Genomic DNA, 20,076 nt, shown 5'->3' with positions numbered 1-20,076 from the left:
ATAGATAGTCTAGATGGAAGCTCATAACGGTAAATGTATTAGTAGGTACATTTTACACCATAAACTCAGGAGAGCCAGCCATACTTCGTTCAATCCCGCAGATTCAGCAAAAAACCCGGTGGTTGAGCGCAGCCGAAACCCGCTTTCTTGGGTCGGAGTGCGATCGCGAACTGTAAGTTTGTAAGTAGGTCATCGCAAAATAACCATAGTATCTTATCAGGGAGGGTTGAGTTAAGATCCACGATCAAAGCGAGTAGATGAGTCCTCTCACCTGCCCGAACCATGTAAGGTTTATTTGCACCTATTTAGTGACGACGGAAGTCTTCAAAACTCTTAAAGGTCGATCGCAAACACTTTGACCATGAGTGATGAACCAGATTTTATATTACTCGCTCGTCTCTCGCTCCAAGATTTTAACATCTACTAATTTCAACTGCCAATTTTAATTACTTTTAGGATGAATATGTTTCCTAAACCCCTCAATGATTTAGCTACAAAATTTATCGGCAAAGTTCGATTACAAACTGTGCTTGTAGTTCCTTTTTTAGTGCAAATGGTCGGCACCGTAGGAGTTGTAGGTTGGCTATCGTTCCAAAACGGTCAGCGGGCAGTCAACGATGTTGCGGCTCAGTTGCGGGGAGAAATTAGCGATCGCATCAAAGACCGCATGGAACATTATATGTCAATTCCCCACATTGTAAATTACCTGAACCTTCAATCGATAAAATTGGGACAGTTGAACTTAGAAGACAAGCAAAGACTCGAACATCATTTCCTAGAACAAATTCAATATTTTGATTCTATCAGCATCATTTACACAGGCCAAGAAAATGGAGAACATTCGGGAGCAATCCGCACTAAAGATGGGATTTTGATATCGGCGGCTGACAGCTCTACTGGCAATAAATTAGCTCGATATACTGGGGACTCTCAGGGAAACCGCGTTCAATTAGTGCAAATTTCACCCAATATTTACGACCCGCGAACTCGCCCTTGGTACATAGCTGCGGCTGCGGGCAAAAAACCTATTTGGACTCCAATTTATACAGATTTTTTGACTAGGGAACTGGCAATTACTGCTGCTTTGCCTATCTACGACGACGCTGGCAAATTGTTAGGAGTAGCGGGCAGCGATTTGCTGTTTTCCCGCATCAAAGAATTTCTCGTTAGCCTCAAAATTGGCAAATCAGGACAAACTTTTGTCATGGAGCGATCGGGGATGTTGATTGCTACTTCAACGGCGAGTCAAGAATTCGTAGTGGAAGGTAAAGAAACAAGACGCATTAAAGCTTCAGAAAGCGAGAATCCGGTAATTCGCCAAACTGCACAGCATTTAGATAAATCCTACGATAGCTTAGCTAAAATCAATAATTCTCAACAACTTACTTTTGATGTTGATGGCCAGCGAAATTTTATTCAGGTAGCTCCTTTTAAAGACGATCGAGGGTTGGATTGGCTGATTGTAGTAGTTGTACCAGAGTCTGACTTTATGGAGCAAATTAACCTCAACACGCGCACGACTTTTTTACTGTCGCTTGCAGCATTGATGGGGGCGACAATTCTGGGGATTCTTACTGCTAAATGGGTAGTTCAGCCGATTTTAAGATTGAATGCGGCGGCGAAAGCTTTGGCGCGGAATGAATGGGATACAAAGCTCACTCTGAATCGCGAAGATGAACTCGGAGAGCTTGCCACTGCTTTTAACAGTATGGCCGAGCAATTGCAGCATTCATTTACTTCTCTGTCGGAAAGCGAAAACCGAGTAAAACAATTTTTTAATGCAGTACCGCTAGGGATTTTTATTGCAGAGCCAAACGGTAAACCTCACTACATTAATCCTACTGGAGAGCAACTTTTATCTCAAGGAATTGTACCAGCAGATTCCGAAACTTTACGTCAATGCTACCGAGTTTATTTAGCTGGTACTCAGGAAATTTACCCGGCGGAACGCGACCCAATTTTAAATGCTTTGCAGGGAAAAAGTGTAACTGTTGATGACATTGAAATCGCCTCGGCTGACAAAACTATTCCCCTGCAAGTTTGGGGAACTCCTATTTATGACGCTCAAGGAAATATTATTTACGGGATGTGCGCTTTTCAAGATATTACAGAACGCAAACTAGCGGAGAAAGTATTAAAGGAATACAACGACAATTTAGCAGTGCAAGTTGCAGAACGTACCGCCGATCTTGCCAAGGCAAAAGAAAAGTTTTCTAAAGCTTTTCGTTTAAGTCCTAATGCGATTACCCTGACTAGAATCAGCGATGGTCGCCACATAGAAGCCAATGAGAGCTTTTGTCGGATGATGGGGTACAGTCACGAAGAAATTATTGGAAAAACAGCGGTAGAACTCAATTTTTGGGCGAGTTTGGGAGAGCGCGATCGCATGATTCAAATGTTAAAAAATAAGACGGCTCTTCACAATTATGAGCTGAGGTTTCGCAATAAAAATGGTACAGAAAGAACGGCACTGCTGTCTATAGAAACCATCGATATTGAGGGAGAAGCTTGTTTTTTGTCGATTTCTAGCGATATTACCGAGCGGCAAAAAGCAGAAACTGCCCTCCGGCAAGCAGAAGAAAAGTACCGCAACATTTATGAAAATGCTTTGAATGGAATTTTTCAAACTGCTATTAACGGAAAATACATCAGCGCTAATCCCGCTTTAGCTAATATCTACGGTTACGACTCGCCTGCAGAATTAATAGCTGCCCAGCCGAATTTCAATAACCAGCTTTACGTGAAACCCAACCGCCGCGATGAATTTGCAGCCCTGATGAACGAGTACGGGATACTATCAAACTTTGAATCAGAAATTTACCGCAAAGATGGCAGCGTAATCTGGATTTCGGAAAATTGTCGAGCTGTCTGCGATGAAGCAGGAAATCTACTTTACTACGAAGGTTTTATTAAAGACATTACTGATAACAAACAAGCGGAAATCAAAATGCAGCAGGCGAAAGAAGCGGCCGAAGCAGCAAACAAAGCGAAGAGTACCTTTCTCGCCAATATGAGCCACGAATTGCGATCGCCCCTGAACGCGGTCATTGGCTTTGCTCAAGTCATGATCCGCAGTAAAACTCTGTCTCCTGAAAATCAAGAAGATGTTGCAATTATCCTGCGGAGTGGCGAACATTTACTGGCTTTAATTAACCAAGTTTTAGACTTGTCAAAAATCGAAGCAGGACGCACGACGATTAATGAAAAAAGCTTCGATCTGTACCAACTAATCGACGATTTAGAAGATATGTTTGCTCTCAAAGCTGAGCAAAAAGGTTTGCAATTAATTTTCGACAGAGACGCCGAAGTTCCCCATTATATTTGTACTGATGAAGTTAAATTGCGGCAAGTTTTAATTAATTTGCTCAATAATGCAATTAAATTTACTTCAGAAGGGGGAGTGTCGGTGCAAGTCAAAGCAGGAAGGCGGAATATACATAAAAACAGCACTGACAAATTGCCCGGCCACTACTGGCTGCATTTTGAAGTTCAAGATACTGGTGCAGGCATTGCTGCTGAGGAAATTCATCAGTTGTTTGAAGCATTCGTGCAGACAAAAACAGGTAAAGATTCTCAGGAAGGAACGGGTTTAGGTTTAGCTATTAGCCGCCAGTTCGTGCAATTAATGGGAGGTGAAATTACGGTTGGCAGCGAGATGGGAAAGGGTGCAGTATTTCAGTTTGACATCCAAGTTCATCTGGTTGAAGCTAGTGATATTGAAAGCAAAAAAACTCAACGTCGAGTTGTTGCCCTCGAACCGAATCAGCCGAGTTATCGCTTGCTAATTGTGGACGACAAACCTTTGAACCGCCAACTGTTAGTAAAACTTCTCAGTCCACTTGGATTTGAGTTGAGAGAAGCGAATAACGGTAAAGAAGCGGTTGATATTTTTATGGAGTGGGAACCGCATCTGATTTGGATGGATATGAGAATGCCTGTTATGGACGGCTATGAGGCAACGAAACAGATTAAAACTACAACTGGCGGGCAAGCAACGGCGATTGTGGCCCTAACTGCTAGCGTTTTGGAGGAAGAACGGGCGGTGATTCTTTCCGCGGGTTGCGATGATTTTATGCGGAAACCGTTCCGAGAGGAGGATATCTTTGTGGCAATGGGAAAACATTTAGGAGTACGCTATATTTATGAAGATCCAGCCGCAGTAAGTGCCACAGGTGTAGAGGAGTCAAGTCAAGAGGTGCTGACCCCGGAGGCTTTCGCCTCTCTTTCTCCAGACTGGATGGCCCAATTCAAGCAAAGTATTTTGAGTGTGGACATGGAGGCGATCGCCAGTTCGATCGTACAAATCGGCACTGTCAATCCCTCTCTTGCTAGCAAGCTTCAAGATTGCATTAATAATTTTGAATATGACAGAATTTTGAACATAATCGAACTCAGCGAGAAACAGTAAATACCAGATGACTTCAACTTCACTTAAAACCAATCGAGCTAATATTTTAGTAGTGGACGATACGCCAGAAAACCTGCGGCTGCTGGCAGGAATTTTGAGCGAAAAAGGCTATCAAGTTCGCCCCGTACCCAATGGCAAGCTAGCATTGTCTGCAGCTCAAAAAATACCTCCGGATCTAGTGCTGCTGGATATTATGATGCCGGAAATGGATGGCTATCAAGTTTGCCAGCAACTCAAAGCTTCTGAAATTACCAAAGACATTCCTGTTATTTTTATTAGTGCGATTAATGACGTGCTGGATAAAGTTAAAGCTTTTGCAGTTGGCGGAGTTGACTTTATTACTAAACCGTTTCAGGTTGAAGAAGTTTTAGCCCGGATAGAAACTCATTTAAAAATTTGTTCACTGCAACAAACTTTGCAAGAAAAAAATCAAGATTTAGCAACGGCGCTGCACCAACTGCAAGCCACCCAAGAGCATTTGATTCAATCAGAAAAAATGGCAGCCCTGGGACAACTGATTGCCGGCATTGCTCACGAAATCAATACCCCCCTGGGAATTATCGGTTCCTCTATTAATAATATAGCTAATTTTTCTGACGAGTTTTTAGAAAAATTTCCTGAAAGTTATCAACAACTTTCTGACGAAAGCAAAGCTTATTTTTTAGCTTTACTATACAGAGCAACCCATCAAGAAGTTTTATTCACAAGCAGAGAGAAACGCAAATTTAAGCAGCAGTTGGCGGCGTATTTGATGGCAGAAGCTGTTGAAAACTCTGAGGAAATTGCGGATACTTTAGTTGACATGGAAATCTACGAAAAAATAGAAGAGTTTTTGCCGCTTTTTAAATCACCGGATTGGGAAGTAGTGTTAAATAGTGCTTACCAGTTTGCAAGCTTTAAAAAAAGTATTAGCCTGATCCAAAGAGCGACAGCGAAGTCGGGAAAAGTAGTATTTGCCTTAAAAACCTACGCTCATTTTAATAGCACACCAGAAAAAGTCCAGGCGAACTTGCATGATGGCATTGAAACGGTATTAACCCTTTATCAAAATCAACTGAAACACGGTATAGAAGTAGTTAAAAACTATGGAGATTTACCCCAAATTATGTGCTATCCCGATGACTTAAATCAAGTTTGGACTAATCTCGTTCATAATGCCCTGCAAGCAATGGATTATAAAGGTATTTTGACAATTGAAACTCGGCAGCAAGAGGCAAATATTTTCCTCAAGTTTACTGATAACGGCAAAGGTATTCCCTCAGAAGTTATTCCCAAAATTTTTCAGCCGTTCTTTACGACTAAATCTGCCGGCGAAGGTAGCGGTTTGGGATTGGATATTGTGAGAAAAATTGTGGCAAAACACGGAGGCACAATTACTGTAGATTCTGTACCGGGGCAGACAACTTTTACAGTCTCGCTGCCAATTTATTAAACAAAACTTACCTGCAGGGGGCTGATTCCCGCTGACCGAAAGCATCCAAGATGCAAGCCCCCGGATTCATCCATCCAGAAATAAAAAATCTGTATCTGATAAACAAGCGCCCGAATTTATCCGTGGGGTCAATGCTTCAATTCTTTAATCTCAAATCTCAAATCTCAAATCTCAAATCGATTGACACTCGTCGCTGTCTCGCTGACAAATAAAAGATTTATTACAAGAAACCGGGTTTATCTTCGGAAGTCATATTAAAATAAGATAGGGGCCAGATATCCTGCATCCTTGCCCGAAATCAATAATGTAAAAGCAATGTAAAAGCAAGTCATGTCGGTAAACCTACTAAAATTTAAGCAGAGAGGAAAAGATGAATAAGCCTATAATTCTTTGCGTTGATGATGAACCGGATATCTTGAATACTCTCAAAATTCAGCTAAAGAAGGAATTTAAAAATGATTACTTTTATGAATTAGCTGAAAGCGGTGATGAAGCTTTAGATTTACTGGAGGACTTTCAAGAAAAAACTCAGGTAATTGTCGTTGTTTCTGATTGGCTGATGCCGGGAATTAAAGGTGACGAACTTTTAATTAAAGTTCACCAAAAATATCCTAAAATTATTAAAGTGATGTTGACTGGACAAGCGGATGCAGCGGCTGTTCAACGGGCAGTAGAAGAAGCAGATTTATACTGTTGTTTGTACAAACCCTGGCAAAGCAAAGACTTAATAGAGACTATAAAATCTGGGCTGGCTAAGTTATGAAAAAACCTGTGATTGTTTGTATTGATGATGAACCTGATGTTTTGAATAGTTTAAAGATTGAACTGAAAAAGGCGATCGGCGATCGGTGTATAATTGAAACCGCTGAAGGTGGGGCTGATGCTTTAGAGTTGCTGGCCGATTTGCAGGCAGATGAATACGAAATTGCTTTGGTGCTTTCCGATTATATCATGCCCGATATTAAAGGGGATGAACTGCTCAGAAGAATTCACGAAAGCTCGCCGGAGACGCTGACTATTATGCTAACGGGGCAAGCAGATTTGGAAGCCCTAAGTAATGCTATTAAGTATGCTAAACTGTACCGTTATATCCCTAAACCTTGGCAAGATGAAGACTTAAAATTAACGGTAGTAGAAGCTGTTCACAGTTATTTACAAGATCAAAAATTAACTGATGAAATTCATAAGCGCCAAGAAGTAAACGAGGAGTTAAAGCTAGTAAATGAGGCGCTGTCTGCGAGTGAAAGCCGCCTGAGTCAATTTTTAGAAGCTTTGCCAGTGGGGGTATCTGTTTATCATCCTGATGGTTCGATCGCCTATTTCAACCAGGCAGCGCGGGATTTGCTGGGTGCAGACACTATCCCGGAAAGCACTGCGGAACAATTAGCTGCCACTTATCAACTTTATGTTGCCAATACAGATGAGCTGTACCCGCCGGATAATCTGCCAATTTTGCGGGCACTGAAAGGAGAATCTGTCAAGGTTGACGATGTAGAAATCTGTCAAGATGGCAAAAGAATTGCGATCGAGATCAATACGACGCCGATTTTTGACGCTAGCGGAAATATTGTTTATGCGATCGCAGCTTTTCAAGATATTAGCGATCGCAAACAAGCCGAAAAAATACTAGCAGAATACCACCATACCTTAGAAGCCCAAATTGACGAACGTACAGAACAACTGCAACAAGCCGCCTTAGCTGCTGAAGCAGCAAACAAAGCTAAAAGCACGTTTATTGCCAATATGAGCCACGAGTTACGCACCCCTCTCAATTCTATACTCGGCTTTGCACAAATCATGGAACCCAGCCCGGATCTGACTGTCGAAAACCGAGAAAATATGAGAATTATTCGCCGTAGTGGCGAACACTTGCTAACCTTGATCAATGAAGTCTTAGACTTGTCAAAAATCGAAGCGGGGCGGATGACACTCAACCCGAAAAACTTCGACCTCTACCGCTTGCTTGACGATTTGCAAGATATGTTTCAACTGCGGGTACATAATGAAGAATTGCAGTTGCATTTCCAGCGTGATGCTGACGTTCCTCAGTACGTGCGAACCGATGATATTAAACTGCGGCAAGTGCTGATTAATCTTCTGAGTAATGCGATTAAGTTTACCCAAATTGGCGAAATCATCTTAAGAGTTAGAAAGTTAGAAAAATCGGGATTTCTGGATTTATTGGAGAGTCCCACAGCTTGCTTTGATACCACAAGAAGTATTCGGGATTTTTCGCGAACTAGCAGTGATTTTGCCAAGGTTGAATGCAGCGATGAGGCTGAGGATTCAAAAGTGCCGGTTTTTTTCCTTTTATTTGAAATAGAAGATACAGGAGTTGGCATTGCTCCCGAAGAATTGGGCAATATTTTTAAGGCGTTTGTGCAAACAGCTTCCGGTCAAAAAAATCAGAAAGGCACGGGTTTAGGATTGAAGATCAGCCGTCAATTTGTCCGCCTGATGGGAGGAGAAATTGTCGTAGAAAGTCAACTGGAACTCGGTACCACTTTTAAATTTGAAATTCCCGTCGGTGCAGTTGATGCTGCTGAGCTTCCCGATCCGCAACTTAACCGCGAAGTTAGTGGGTTGGAACCCAATCAACCCTGCTACCGGATTTTAATTGTGGACGATCGCGAAGACAACCGCCAACTTTTAGTCAAAATGCTTTCTCCTTTGGGTTTCGGGGTGGAACAAGCCACCAACGGCCAGGAAGCAATAGAAATGTGGGAAAAGTGGCATCCGCACTTAATTTTGATGGATGTGCGAATGCCAGTGATGGACGGCTACGAAGCTACTAAACAAATTAAGGCTAGAATCAAGCAGAGAGAGCAAGAGGGGGAAATGAATATTTCCCATCCCGACTCCCCGATTCCAAAGATTATTGCTTTGACAGCTAGTACAATTGAAGGGAGGCAAGCGTTTGCTTTATTGGTCGGCTGCGACGATTTTATTAGCAAACCTTTCCGCAAAACAGATATATTTGATGCCATCAACAAACATTTGGGCGTGAAGTATCTCTACTCTAACTCAAGGGACTTTATCTCAATAGGCGATCGCAATAATTTATCTGACTCGCTCCCTAATGCTGCGCTTGCTTATTTACCTACACTTCCCGCAGAATGGATAGACAAAATGAAGCAGGTAATCCGCAGTGCTGATTTTGACTTAATTGTCAGGACAATCGACGAAATAAGGGAGCCTCATCCTGAATTGGCGGAAATCCTCCAGGGTCATCTCGATAATTTTGATTACCAGAAAATTCTCAATTTAATTGCCGAGGCGGAGGAATCAGATCATGCAGATGAAGGCGGAACAAACTGAAAACTATCAAGCAGATATTTTAGTAGTTGACGATACGCCAGATAATCTGCGTTTGTTGATTAGAATTTTGCAAAAAAATGGCTATAAAGTTCGACCAGTTACTAATGGTTTTTCGGCTTTAGATGCAATTCAATCCAGCCCACCCGATTTGATTTTACTCGATATTATGATGCCGGATATTGACGGCTACGAACTATGTAAAAAATTAAAAGCACAATCGCAATTTAGGGAAATTCCCATCATTTTTCTGAGCGCGCTAGAAGAAGGAATAAATAAAGCCAAAGCTTTTGAAGTGGGCGGAGCCGATTATATAACTAAACCTTTTCAGGTGAAAGAAGTATTGGCGCGAGTGAGCAATCAACTTACTGTGCGTTCATTGCAAATACAATTGCAAGAAAAAAATCAAAAGTTGACCGCTCAAAATATCCAGTTGCACCAGGAAATCGCTGAACGCCACCAGGTGGAAATGGAAACAAGATTGCTGCTGCAGGCAACTCAAGCTATTAGCAAATCTGAGGATTTTGAGTCTGCTATAGATGTGATTTTAGGTTTAATTTGCAAAACTATTGAATGGAATCTGGGCGAAGCTTGGATTCCTTGCAGTGAGGGCTTTTTAAAATGTGCTACAGGCAGGTACGTCAGTGACTCCAGTTTTGCCCAATTCCGACAAACAAGTTGGCAGTTGATTTTTGCTCCCGGTGTGGGACTCCCAGGTAGGATTTGGCAGTCGCAGCAGTCAGAATGGATTGAGGATGTTTCTACTGCACCGGAACAAGTTTTCTTACGAGGGGAAATTGCGGTGAGTGTGGGATTGAAAGCGGCTTTTGGGGTGCCAATTTTGGCAGACAATCAAGTGTTAGCTATTTTGATTTTTTATCGCGAAAAAGTTCTGAAATGTCAGCCGCGATTGTTGGAGTTAGTGAGCGCGGTTGCTACGCAACTAGGTTCGTTGATTCAGCGGAAACAAGCTGAAGCAGCGCTGAAAGTGCAGCAAGGACAAACAGAGAAATTGCTGCTGAATATTTTACCAAAACCTATTGCAGATCGCTTGCAAAAAGAGCAAAAGTTGATAGCGGAGCATTTTGATGAGGTGAGCGTCTTGTTTGCTGATTTGGTGGGTTTTACAGAGTTTTCTGCTCACAAAAGTCCGACGCAGTTGGTAGAAATTTTGAATGGAATTTTTTCGGAGTTCGATAGGTTGTCTGAATTGCACGGGTTGGAAAAGATTAAGACGATTGGGGATGCTTACATGGTGGTTGGGGGTTTGCCGACGCCGCGGCAGGATCACTCTGAGGCGATCGCACTTTTGGCTTTGGAGATGCAGGCAGCTTTGAGGAGGTTTAATGCCAAAATGGGAGAAAATTTTCAATTGCGACTCGGAATTCACAGCGGTTCGGTGGTGGCTGGAATTATTGGGATTAGTAAATTTAGCTATGATTTGTGGGGGGATACTGTTAATGTTGCTTCACGCATGGAGTCGAACGGATTGCCTGGTAAAATTCAAGTGACGGAGGCGACTTACGAGCGTTTGAAAGAGCAGTTTGTTTTGGAAGAACGGGGGCATATCCCGATTAAAGGTAAAGGAAGAATGCTGACGTACTGGTTAATTGAAGAACAAAAGAAATTTTTTTAATTTTTTGATGTAAATTTCAATTAATATGAAACGTAGACCGCATTTATACTTTCATGAGGGCTAATCCTTTGCAAACAGTTGAAACAAAATCGCCGACAGTATGGAAAAAAGTCCTGGTTATTTTAATATCACTGCTAGCAGTAGCGGTACTGTCGATCGCTACTTTTATCGCTATACCCGGAGAAAAAACAATGTTTGCTGGAACCAGACCTGCCAATATCGGGATTCAGTCAGGAAAACTCGCAGCGTGCCCGAATTCCCCCAACTGCGTCAGCAGCTTCAGTCAAGATGCCCAACACAAAATTGAGCCTTTGGCATACACTTCGTCCCAGAGTGAAGCGATGGTAAAGCTCAAAGGGGTAATCGAGTCTTATGGAAAAACTAAAGTTATCACGGCAACTGATAATTACCTGTATGCGGAGTTCACCAGTGCTTTGATGGGGTTTGTTGATGACGTTGAATTTTTGGTAGATGATGGAGCAAAAGTCATTCATGTGCGATCGGCTTCCCGTCTGGGACAGTCGGATTTAGGAGTTAACCGCAGTCGGATAGAAGCTATCAGAACTCAATTCAATCAACTCTGAACTTAAAATTTCTAGCTTTCCTGAAGCCCCTCTCCTACAGGGCGGTTTCATTATCCGTAGGGGCAAACCCCCCGTGGTTGCCCCGATATTTGAAACACCGATTCCCGGATTCCGTGGAGGGGGTAGGCACGGGGGCGCTACCCCTACAAAACCATGATTTCCCCACGTCCGTGGAGGGGGTAGGCACGGGGGCGCTACCCCTACAAAACCATGATTTCCCTGAGAATAAAACAGCCCTGCCCTCTCCTACAAGATGAGGGGATTTGATTTTTGTCTATTACTATGTAATGTTGATTTGTCACTACCTAGTTAACAATTATTAACAGTAGGCACAGAGCAAAGGAGTCTCCTGCAAGGGGAGTAGGACACCGCAATGCCTTGTCCCTACGGTTGGCTTTGAGTTTTAATACTTGTTATAAGATTGACGATTGTAGAGTTTTACAATCTTTAAAATAGCTGAGCGCGCTAGCACAGAAAAAGAGATGCCGTAGTATTCCTATAGTATTAAACAACCTAAATTATACACTTCTGACTTTAGGGAGAGGGAAGTTAGCGAATTAATTTCTACTATTAATTTAAGTAGAGCAAAGAGGAAAAAACACATGGCACTTCAAAAATTAGCAGACTTTTATCCTAATTATCAGGAAGAAATCTTTGCTGGAGACGACATCAAGGGATTTGATGTTTATGCTGGCGACTCAGATGAAAAAGTAGGCACGGTTTATGACGCTTTGGTTGATGACAGTGGTCGTTTTCGCTATCTGGTAATTGATACCGGTATTTGGATTTTTGGCAAAAAAGTATTGTTGCCAATCGGCTCTGCCCGCTTCGACTACGGAGCCCGTCGCGTCCACGCCACAGGTCTTCGCAACAAAGCTCAAGCAGAACAATTGCCGGCTTACAATGAATTAGAAACAATAGATTACGATCGCGAAGAAGAGGTAAGAGGCGTTTACCGCAATCAAGGAACTGCCGCTGCCAGCACTGCAACTCCTGCTAGCTACGATCGCAGCAGCTACAGCTACGATATCGACCGCCCCCTCTACGAAACCAACGAACAGCAGCACCAAAATCTCAAGCTTTATGAAGAACGCTTGATTGCCAACAAACACCGCGCAAAAACAGGCGAAGTAGCCGTTGGCAAGCGCGTGGAAACTGAAACAGCGCGAGCTTCAGTACCCATTGAAAAAGAACGAGTTGTAATCGATCGAGTAACCCCGGTAGAAGCGGGTCGAGTAGTTTCAGTCGGTGAGGCTGACTTCCAATCTGGGGAAGTTGCACGCATGGAAGTCTACGAAGAAACGGCCGACATTCACAAGGAAGCTTTCGTCCGGGAAGAAGTCAACGTCAGAAAAGAAGTTGTTCGCAGCACGGTTGAAGGCGAAGAAACCTTGCGTCGTGAAGAATTAGAGGTTAAGACTGATGGAACTGCGGTTGTAGATAATAAAAATAAAAAGATCTAAACCAACCGCAACAGCTATTGCATAGGAATTGCGCCTTAATGACATAATTCTGTCAGCGCGCAGGTTTGATTGAATTGGTGGCGCGCAATTCCTATGTGAGTGGCGGGGGGGTACAAAACTTGTCTAGTTTTGGCAACGTTTATGCACTTTCCCCGCCTTTACCAATTTCCCCTTACCAATTCATAATAAAAATCCCTAAGCAGGAAAGTTTAAAAAATGAACGGTCAAGCATCAGCAGAAAAGATCGCAACTGCCAAATCAATAACCCGTCTCAACCGGGTGCCTGAAAAAGTCAGAACTAAGCTAAAAAGTTTTACCGTCAAAGACAACCAAGGTCACTTGGTAGGCAAAGTTAAAGATGTCTATTTTGATGCTAAAGGTCAGTTAAACTTTGTGGTGGCTGGGCTAGGCAGCGAAAATACCCGCATTTTTTTATTAAGTGTTAAGCTGCTCAAAAAAGTCGATTATCACCAGAAAGCGCTGTTTGTAACTATTAATTCGGATCAAGTCGATCTGCTACCAGTAGTTTCGGCAAATGGCGGGCCTCCGTATTTAGAAAATGCCTCTGAACCGGATAGTGAATTTAGCAACCGTGAATTAACAAATCCCTCAACAGTTATGTCAAATCTAACAGATGCCGATCGCACAGATGCAAATTGGGAGACAGATCAGGATGAGGAAAACTTCGATATTGTCGATCAAGAAGTAATTCGCCTGCTAGAAGAACGATTGGTGATCAATCGCAGCAAGCGCAAAGTCGGCGAAGTCATAGTGCGTAAAGAAATTGAAACTCGGATGGTACAAGTACCCATCCAGTGGGAAAAGTTGATTGTCGAACAAGTCGGCGACGATCCGAAGGTGTTGGCAGAAATAGATTTAGGTGAGGGAAACATCACCGGTATAGATTTGACGGAGATTAAGAGCGATCGCCAAGAACCGACAGTTAAGGCTGAATTTACCTCTGTGCAGAAAGCTAGCAAAATCTTAAATTCGATCGCCTCTCAACCCCGTCACGGTTGCGTCAAAGTCCGCCTCGAACTCGTTCTCGAAGACAAGCAACTTGAGGATACTTACCAAAAATGGATGACGGAACACCATTCAGAGAGTTAAAATATTCGTTTTTTTCGGTGTAGATTCTAGCTCTTAGCGAGAAACTTAAATCTAAGAGCGGACTGTGGCGAGTCGTGCTGGGGAGAATGTTCACCGCCATCTACTAAGATCGGGTTCGGTAAATTAACCGTAATTTTGGTAGGGGCGGCTTAACCAATATCTATAATATAAGCGCAAGATGCGTAAACCCGCCGCGACCGGGATCTGGAAATTTTTAGCGATCGGCCTCTAGACAAAATTGTACCGACTTGCGGTAAAATCGTGGTGGTCAAATTTAAAAGTATTTGAAAATGCCCAGCACAATCTCCGACATTAAAGTAAAAACGATCGCAGGCGAAGACAAGCAGCTAGGAGAGTACGCTGGCAAGGTACTCTTGATAGTTAATGTAGCTTCCCAATGTGGCTATACACCTCAATACAAAGGGCTCGAAGAATTGAGTAAGAAGTACAGCGCGGCTGGACTCCGTGTTTTAGGATTTCCCTGTAACGACTTCGGAGGTCAAGAACCCGGAAGTAACCCAGAAATCGTCAATTTCTGTACTACAAAATACGGCGTCACCTTTGAATTATTTGACAAAGTACGCGCTAAAGGCACTCAGCAGCACCCGCTGTACGCTAAGCTTACGAGTGCAGTCGATCCCAAGGGTGAGGTTTCGTGGAATTTTGAGAAATTCTTAGTTAGCAAACAGGGTGAAGTGGTTGCCAGATTCCGCAGCAGTGTTGGTCCCGATTCGCCCGAACTGATCGCTGCTATCGATCGAGAATTGGCAAAATAAGAAGTTCAGCAACTAAGCTGTGTACAGGATTTAACTGATTTAACGGATGGAGGTTTAGGGAAGAGGGAAAAAATTAATTATGCTTTTTTTATAGTAAGTTGAAAGATAATTTTTTTCTGCTCTTCCCCATTGTTTGCAAGCACTCAACCATGAACAAATACCGATGATTGTATTTAATTGGAGAACAGTTTAATTTAATGGAAAATACATCGGGATTAGATTTAGTGGTAGGTTTACTTGCCTTCGCCATTCTGGCAGGTGGTCTTGCCATGCTATTTGTAGGCATGGCATCGTTTCCTAAAGAAAAATAACAATACTAGGACTTACGCACAATTGTTTAGAAACCGGTTTTTTTTACGAAAAAACGCCTTGTAGACCGCACCCAAGGTAAAAAACCCGGTTTCTGGGCCCCGATGAATTCCTCACTACCCACTTAAAACGTTTATTTTCCAGTGCACGATTAGAATAAATCTAAAAACATTCAATTTTAACAGTCGCAATTGACCAAAAAAATGGGATAGAAGCCCCGTCCTAGAAGGACGGCTTTTCTTGATTTCTAATATACTCCTTCAGAACTTCTAAAGGTGCACCTCCTACAGAAACAGCAAAATAGCTAGGACTCCACAATGCCTCTTTATGGGGCTTCTTGTGTCCAGCCTGTCCGTAGCGACGACTGGAAACGCCTTTCAATGCGTTAACTATTTGAGAAATCGACAATTTAGGCGGATATTCAATCAGCGCATGAACATGATCGCCTTCGCCATTGAACTCTAGCACTTGAAAATTCATTCTTTGGGCTACATCTCGAAATGATTTTTCAATCAAATCAAGGCTTTCACTCGTAAATACAGACCGACGATATTTTGTTATGCAGACCAAGTGCATTTTAAGTTCTGTAACAGAATGGCGCTCGCGGCGGTAAAGAGTTGTCATTACTTGCAAACCAATATATAATCAATTCTACAGACCAATATCAATATAACCATGAAGGCGAGATTCCGGTACAGATTTTATCCAACCAGTCAACAGCAACAGAGCTTGGCTCAGTTGTTTGGCTGCGTTCGAGTAGTCTGGAACGATAGTCTAGCCCTCTGCAATCAGTCTGAAAAAAAGCCAAGTTCGGCTGAGCTGCAAAAAATCGTGATAACCCAAGCGAAAAAGACCGAAGAAAGAGCTTGGCTAAGCGAAGTCTCCAATATTCCTCTACAGCAATCTGTAGCGGACTTGGAAACAGCTTTCAAGAACTTCTTCGACTCCTGTAAAGGAAAGCGGAAAGGTCGTAAAGTGGGTTATCCTAAGTTCAAAAAAAGAACAAATAGCCAGTCGGCTCGATTTAGAATTGGAGGCTTTTCTCTAAAAAACGGCGGTATTTATTTAGCCAAGATCGGTATTGTTAACCCAATATGGTCAAGATGCCTCCCATCTGAACCTACCTCTGTCACAGTAATCAAAGATTGTGCGAATCGTTATTTCCTAAGTTGTGTAGTAGAAGTTCAGCCAATTCAGTCTGAGGCGAAAAACCCAAGTATCGGCATCGACTTGGGAATAAAAACCTTTGCAGTGATGAGCAATGGCGAAAAAGCTGAAAGTCCCTGCTATAAAAAAATAGACCGGAAAATCCGTAAACTTCAACGCAAATTAGCTCGCCAACCGAAAGACTCTAAAAGGAGAAACGTAACACGAATCAATATTGCCAAATTGCACAACCGCATTGCCGACACCCGTATAGATTTTATACACAAGCTGTCAACCAAAGTGGTCAACGAAAACCAAGTGATTATTTTGGAAGATTTAAACGTGTCAGGGATGGTGAAAAACCGGAAACTCTCAAGAGCGATCAGTCAGCAAGGATGGAGGGAGTTTAGGACTCTCTGTGATGCCAAATCTGAAAAGTTTGGCAGAGAGTTTCAAGTAATTAGTAGGTGGGAACCTACTAGCCAAGTTTGTGCGGATTGTGGTTTTAAATGGGGCAAGATTGATCTGTCTGTTCGTTCAGTGCTTTGTCCCAGTTGTGGTACTGAACAAGATAGAGATCAAAATGCTTCTAAGAATATAGCTCAAGTCGGGATGGGGAATTGCCACGACTCTAAACGGGCGCAGAGGGATTGTCAGACTAGCAACGGTTAGCAGAACCCTATGAAGCGTCAAGAATCACCGCGCCTTCAGGCCCGTGAGTATTTCAAAATCATGCAAACTACCGAAAACAACGTCAAAATTGTCCTCGCGCCGGGGAATTTGCGCCGCGTTCACCATATCGCTTTAAACGTGCGCGACATGAAAGCTTCCCGCCACTTCTACGGTACAATTCTCGGTCTGCACGAACTAACGGGTGCAGAAATTCCCGCAACTTTAACAGAAATGGTAGCCGCTGGTAAAGTCGCTAATTTTGTCACCCCAGACGGTACTGTTATTGACTTATTTTGGCAGCCCGACTTGGAACCGCCAAACCCCGACCCGGAGAAAGCTTTTACCCGCGCCAACCACTTAGCCTTCGATATCGAGCCGGATTTGTTCGATCGCGCTCTGGAAGTGCTAAAGTCAAATCAAATTGCGATCGATAGCGGCCCCGTCACTCGCGCTACAGGACGCGGCATTTACTTTTACGATCCTGATGGATTTATCATCGAAATCCGTTGTGATCCAGTTTAAACACTCGCTATCGGGTTCTCCGTAGTCCGTCTGCACCCTACATTTACTCTTTGGATTGCGGTAATCCGTAAACATCCTACCTTTAGAGTTGTTTTATGTTCCGTCTTGGCTAATAGGTTGCTTCGGCCAAGTAAACCGAAAAGTTGCTCCCTCACCTTCGGCAGATTCGATGGAAATACTGCCCCCTTGACCTTCGACAATTTTTTTCACCAACGACAAACCAATCCCAGTATTTTCAACTTTATCGCGAGCTTCCAATGTCTGAAAAATTACAAAAACTTTATCGTGATATTGAGGATCAATTCCCGGCCCGTCATCCTCTACAGAAAACTCGTAAAAATCATCTAACTCTTTAACCGAGATTTTTACGTGACCGGATTCAGCTCGGTTGTGCTTAATTGCGTTGCTAATTAAATTAGAAAAAACCTGCTGCAACAGCAATCTTTCTGCCACCAAAGTTGGCATTCCCGGTTCAACTTTCACCTCAAATCCAGACGGTGGCGCCAACGAATCAATAATTTCGGCTAATAAATTCTCAACTTTTACCATTTCTGAAGCTACTTTAATACGTCCGACGCGGGAATATTGCAGCAGTCCTTCAATCAAAGCTTCCATCCTGTGAACTCTGCCGCGCAGCAGGTTCATTTGGTGCAGAGTCTCCTCTGTCATCGACTCGCTGAGGTCTTCTTCTATCCAACTGCTGAGATTTGCGATCGCCCTGAGTGGCGCTTTCAAATCGTGAGAAACTACATAAGCAAATTGGTCTAATTCTTGATTCCGCTTTCTTAAACTATTCGTCGTTTGAGCCAGATTTTGGGCTGTCAACCTCAATTCTTGAGCGCGCAACCGCAGCGATTCCTCCGCTTGTTTGCGATCCCTAATATCTTCTACCACACTCATCAGAAATTGAGTGCCATTTTCTTCTCGCAGCAGCGAAACCGTTAAGTTTGCCCACACCAACTCTCCGTCTTTGCGGATGTAGCGCTTTTCCAGAGAGAAATTTTCAATTTCTCCTGCTAACAATTGGCGCACAAGTTCCAGTTCACTTGCCAAATCTCCAGGCCAAGTAATCTCCTGAAATCTTTTCTCAACCAATTCTTGCCTGCTGTAGCCCAAAATATCGCAAAGTTTTTGATTGACTAACAAAAATTTGCCTTCCACACTCGCTTGAACCATGCCGACTGCCGCCTGCTCAAAAGTAGCGCGAAACCGTTGGGCGCTTTGGGCTAAAGCAATTTCTGAGCGTTTGCGATCGCTAATATCGTTGCTGATTTCCAAAATAGCAACCGGTTGATCTTGATCGTCGTACTGCAACGTCCATCGGCTTGCCACCGTTATTTTTGTCCCGTCTTTCTTAGTTCGCACCAGTTCTCCTTGCCAAGAACCCTTCTCGAAAAATACTTTTTGAATTACCTCAAAAGGTTGGGCCCATTCTGTTTGTAAAAGCTTGTGAATGTTTTTTCCTACTGCTTGCGACTTCCGCCACCCGTAGAGCCACTTCGCCCCCAAATTCCAATAAGAAATCGCCCCATTCAAGTCTAGTACCGCGATCGTATCGTTGGCCAAATCCAGCATTTGTGCTTGCTTGTGCAGAGTTTCTTCAGCTTGTTTCCGTCCTCTGGCATCGCGGCAAATCGCAATAAACAAGTGTTGATTTGCCAGACGCATTTCGCTGATAGCTAACTCCATCGGAAACTTAGTTCCGTCGTGGCGAATTCCAACTGTTTCTTGCTGGTAAGTCTTCAGGGTAGTATCTGGATGTAACACAAAATATTCGACCGAATAATCTCCCACGCTGCTGTACGGCTGCGGTTGAGCGATCAGTCGCCGCAGGTTAGAGCCAATTATTCGATCGGCTTTCTCGCCAAAAATCTTTTCTGCTGCCCTATTAAAAGACTCAATATTTCCCCGTGCGTCCAAAGTAATAATCCCGTCAGCCGCATTGTCTACCACAGCTTGAATGCGACTTTTACTTTCTTCCAAGCCGGCTTCCCGCTTCCTCAATTCCTTCTCTAAACCATCAAATAAATACCAGGAAGCCCCGGCGCCCAAACAGCCGAAAAGCAAACCACCAACTTGCACAAAATTAGTGAAATCTATCAAACCCCGTCTTTGCTGATCTAGAGCTTTCTGGTAGGCTTCGCCGGCATTAGCAAACACATTAATTTTTGCGCGAAGGTTATCCCTCCTCACTTTGCCTTGAGTGAACACCTCAATTATTTCCGGCGACTGCACGCTTGTTGCCGAACTGTCGAGCTTATTCAAAGTGTTTTGCAAGAAATTTATATGCTGTTCGGTACTTTTTTTTATATCTTCAAATCGCTGAGCTTGCACTTTGTTTTCTTGAACCATAACCTTGAGTTCAGCCAGCAGCGGAGGCAAACTCTTCTTGGCTTCTAAGTAGGGTGAGAGAAATGCGCGGCGCTTCGTCAACCCGTAACCTCGAATGCCCGTTTCCGCATCCACCACGAGGGTTAACAAGCGGTTAGTTTCCTGAAGTATTGCCCTATTAGTATCTGCTCGCTCTCTTATCTGTATGGTAATCTGCCGGAGGCGTGCAATTGCTAGCAGCGAAGCAAACAGAAAAATAATGGGGATAGCAACGATGATTGTTCCCCGCTGGCGAATTGGTCGGTCTGTCCATACAAAGTGGAGGCAGCGAGCGAGCAAATACTTCACGAATATTGAAGGAGAAAGTTTGCT

At 43.3% G+C, this 20,076-nt stretch carries 13 protein-coding genes; 11 read left to right on the top strand and 2 right to left on the bottom strand.

The features are described from left to right. The first annotated feature begins 463 nt into the window (after positions 1-463). The 9 genes from QUA83_RS09625 to QUA83_RS09585 all read left to right on the top strand — a co-directional run bounded on the left by QUA83_RS09625 (position 464) and on the right by QUA83_RS09585 (position 14,724). Complete coding sequence (locus QUA83_RS09625) at positions 464-4,408, top strand: PAS domain S-box protein (protein ID WP_333292788.1); 3,945 nt, start codon at positions 464-466, stop codon at positions 4,406-4,408. Positions 4,409-4,415: 7 nt separating this feature from the next. Next, entirely contained in the window at positions 4,416-5,840 is a 1,425-nt protein-coding gene (locus tag QUA83_RS09620) for a response regulator (protein WP_333292787.1), read from the top strand. A 370-nt stretch (positions 5,841-6,210) separates the two neighbouring features. Continuing rightward, positions 6,211-6,603 carry a response regulator gene (locus QUA83_RS09615; RefSeq protein WP_333292785.1) on the top strand — a complete coding sequence of 131 codons (393 nt, stop codon included), beginning with the start codon at positions 6,211-6,213 and terminating at the stop codon, positions 6,601-6,603. Further along, positions 6,600-9,158 (top strand): response regulator, encoded by a 2,559-nt coding sequence (locus QUA83_RS09610; RefSeq protein ID WP_333292784.1) that lies wholly within the window; start codon positions 6,600-6,602, stop codon positions 9,156-9,158. The genes QUA83_RS09615 and QUA83_RS09610 overlap by 4 nt, the downstream gene beginning before the upstream one ends. Further along, positions 9,133-10,791: an adenylate/guanylate cyclase domain-containing protein gene (locus QUA83_RS09605; protein ID WP_333292783.1), complete on the top strand. Its 1,659-nt coding sequence runs from the start codon at positions 9,133-9,135 to the stop codon at positions 10,789-10,791. The genes QUA83_RS09610 and QUA83_RS09605 overlap by 26 nt, the downstream gene beginning before the upstream one ends. Before the next feature lie 53 nt (positions 10,792-10,844). After that, entirely contained in the window at positions 10,845-11,375 is a 531-nt protein-coding gene (locus QUA83_RS09600) for a DUF1499 domain-containing protein (RefSeq protein WP_333292781.1), read from the top strand. Between the two features lie 602 nt (positions 11,376-11,977). After that, positions 11,978-12,838, top strand: a complete 861-nt coding sequence (locus QUA83_RS09595; RefSeq protein WP_333292779.1) for a DUF2382 domain-containing protein — start codon at positions 11,978-11,980, stop codon at positions 12,836-12,838. 216 nt (positions 12,839-13,054) lie between these two features. Then, a complete protein-coding gene (locus QUA83_RS09590; RefSeq protein WP_333292777.1) occupies positions 13,055-13,948 on the top strand; it encodes a DUF2382 domain-containing protein in 894 nt (297 codons plus the stop codon). 290 nt (positions 13,949-14,238) lie between these two features. Then, positions 14,239-14,724, top strand: a complete 486-nt coding sequence (locus QUA83_RS09585; RefSeq protein ID WP_333292775.1) for a glutathione peroxidase — start codon at positions 14,239-14,241, stop codon at positions 14,722-14,724. Positions 14,725-15,255: 531 nt separating this feature from the next. On the opposite strand, the gene tnpA is transcribed toward QUA83_RS09585, so the two are convergent. Then, positions 15,256-15,657 (bottom strand): IS200/IS605 family transposase, encoded by a 402-nt coding sequence (gene tnpA / locus QUA83_RS09580; protein ID WP_333292773.1) that lies wholly within the window; start codon positions 15,655-15,657, stop codon positions 15,256-15,258. Between the two features lie 51 nt (positions 15,658-15,708). Between tnpA and QUA83_RS09575 the strand changes: the two genes are divergently transcribed. Beyond that, positions 15,709-16,851: a transposase gene (locus QUA83_RS09575; protein WP_333292771.1), complete on the top strand. Its 1,143-nt coding sequence runs from the start codon at positions 15,709-15,711 to the stop codon at positions 16,849-16,851. Between the two features lie 60 nt (positions 16,852-16,911). Beyond that, positions 16,912-17,373, top strand: a complete 462-nt coding sequence (locus tag QUA83_RS09570) for a VOC family protein (RefSeq protein ID WP_333292792.1) — start codon at positions 16,912-16,914, stop codon at positions 17,371-17,373. Between the two features lie 93 nt (positions 17,374-17,466). Here QUA83_RS09570 and QUA83_RS09565 read toward each other — a convergent pair whose 3' ends face one another. After that, positions 17,467-20,052 carry a PAS domain S-box protein gene (locus tag QUA83_RS09565; RefSeq protein ID WP_333292769.1) on the bottom strand — a complete coding sequence of 862 codons (2,586 nt, stop codon included), beginning with the start codon at positions 20,050-20,052 and terminating at the stop codon, positions 17,467-17,469. Positions 20,053-20,076: the final 24 nt, after the last annotated feature.

It is taken from the genome of Microcoleus sp. K1-B1 (genome assembly GCF_036704705.1).
Taxonomy (GTDB): domain Bacteria; phylum Cyanobacteriota; class Cyanobacteriia; order Cyanobacteriales; family Microcoleaceae; genus Microcoleus.
The sequence above is the reverse complement of the archived record's forward strand: the minus strand, read 5'-3'. Positions and strand labels throughout refer to the sequence as shown.

What these genes read in the sequence shown, in the direction of transcription:
- QUA83_RS09615 (WP_333292785.1), top strand. Translation starts at nt 6,211, where the DNA reads ATGAATAAGCCTATAATTCTTTGCGTTGATGATGAACCGGATATCTTG.
- QUA83_RS09575 (WP_333292771.1), top strand. Translation starts at nt 15,709, where the DNA reads ATGAAGGCGAGATTCCGGTACAGATTTTATCCAACCAGTCAACAGCAA.
- QUA83_RS09585 (WP_333292775.1), top strand. Translation starts at nt 14,239, where the DNA reads ATGCCCAGCACAATCTCCGACATTAAAGTAAAAACGATCGCAGGCGAA.
- QUA83_RS09600 (WP_333292781.1), top strand. Translation starts at nt 10,845, where the DNA reads ATGAGGGCTAATCCTTTGCAAACAGTTGAAACAAAATCGCCGACAGTA.
- QUA83_RS09625 (WP_333292788.1), top strand. Translation starts at nt 464, where the DNA reads ATGTTTCCTAAACCCCTCAATGATTTAGCTACAAAATTTATCGGCAAA.
- QUA83_RS09570 (WP_333292792.1), top strand. Translation starts at nt 16,912, where the DNA reads ATGCAAACTACCGAAAACAACGTCAAAATTGTCCTCGCGCCGGGGAAT.
- QUA83_RS09610 (WP_333292784.1), top strand. Translation starts at nt 6,600, where the DNA reads ATGAAAAAACCTGTGATTGTTTGTATTGATGATGAACCTGATGTTTTG.
- QUA83_RS09605 (WP_333292783.1), top strand. Translation starts at nt 9,133, where the DNA reads ATGCAGATGAAGGCGGAACAAACTGAAAACTATCAAGCAGATATTTTA.
- QUA83_RS09595 (WP_333292779.1), top strand. Translation starts at nt 11,978, where the DNA reads ATGGCACTTCAAAAATTAGCAGACTTTTATCCTAATTATCAGGAAGAA.
- QUA83_RS09590 (WP_333292777.1), top strand. Translation starts at nt 13,055, where the DNA reads ATGAACGGTCAAGCATCAGCAGAAAAGATCGCAACTGCCAAATCAATA.
- QUA83_RS09620 (WP_333292787.1), top strand. Translation starts at nt 4,416, where the DNA reads ATGACTTCAACTTCACTTAAAACCAATCGAGCTAATATTTTAGTAGTG.
- tnpA (WP_333292773.1), bottom strand. Translation starts at nt 15,657, where the DNA reads ATGACAACTCTTTACCGCCGCGAGCGCCATTCTGTTACAGAACTTAAA.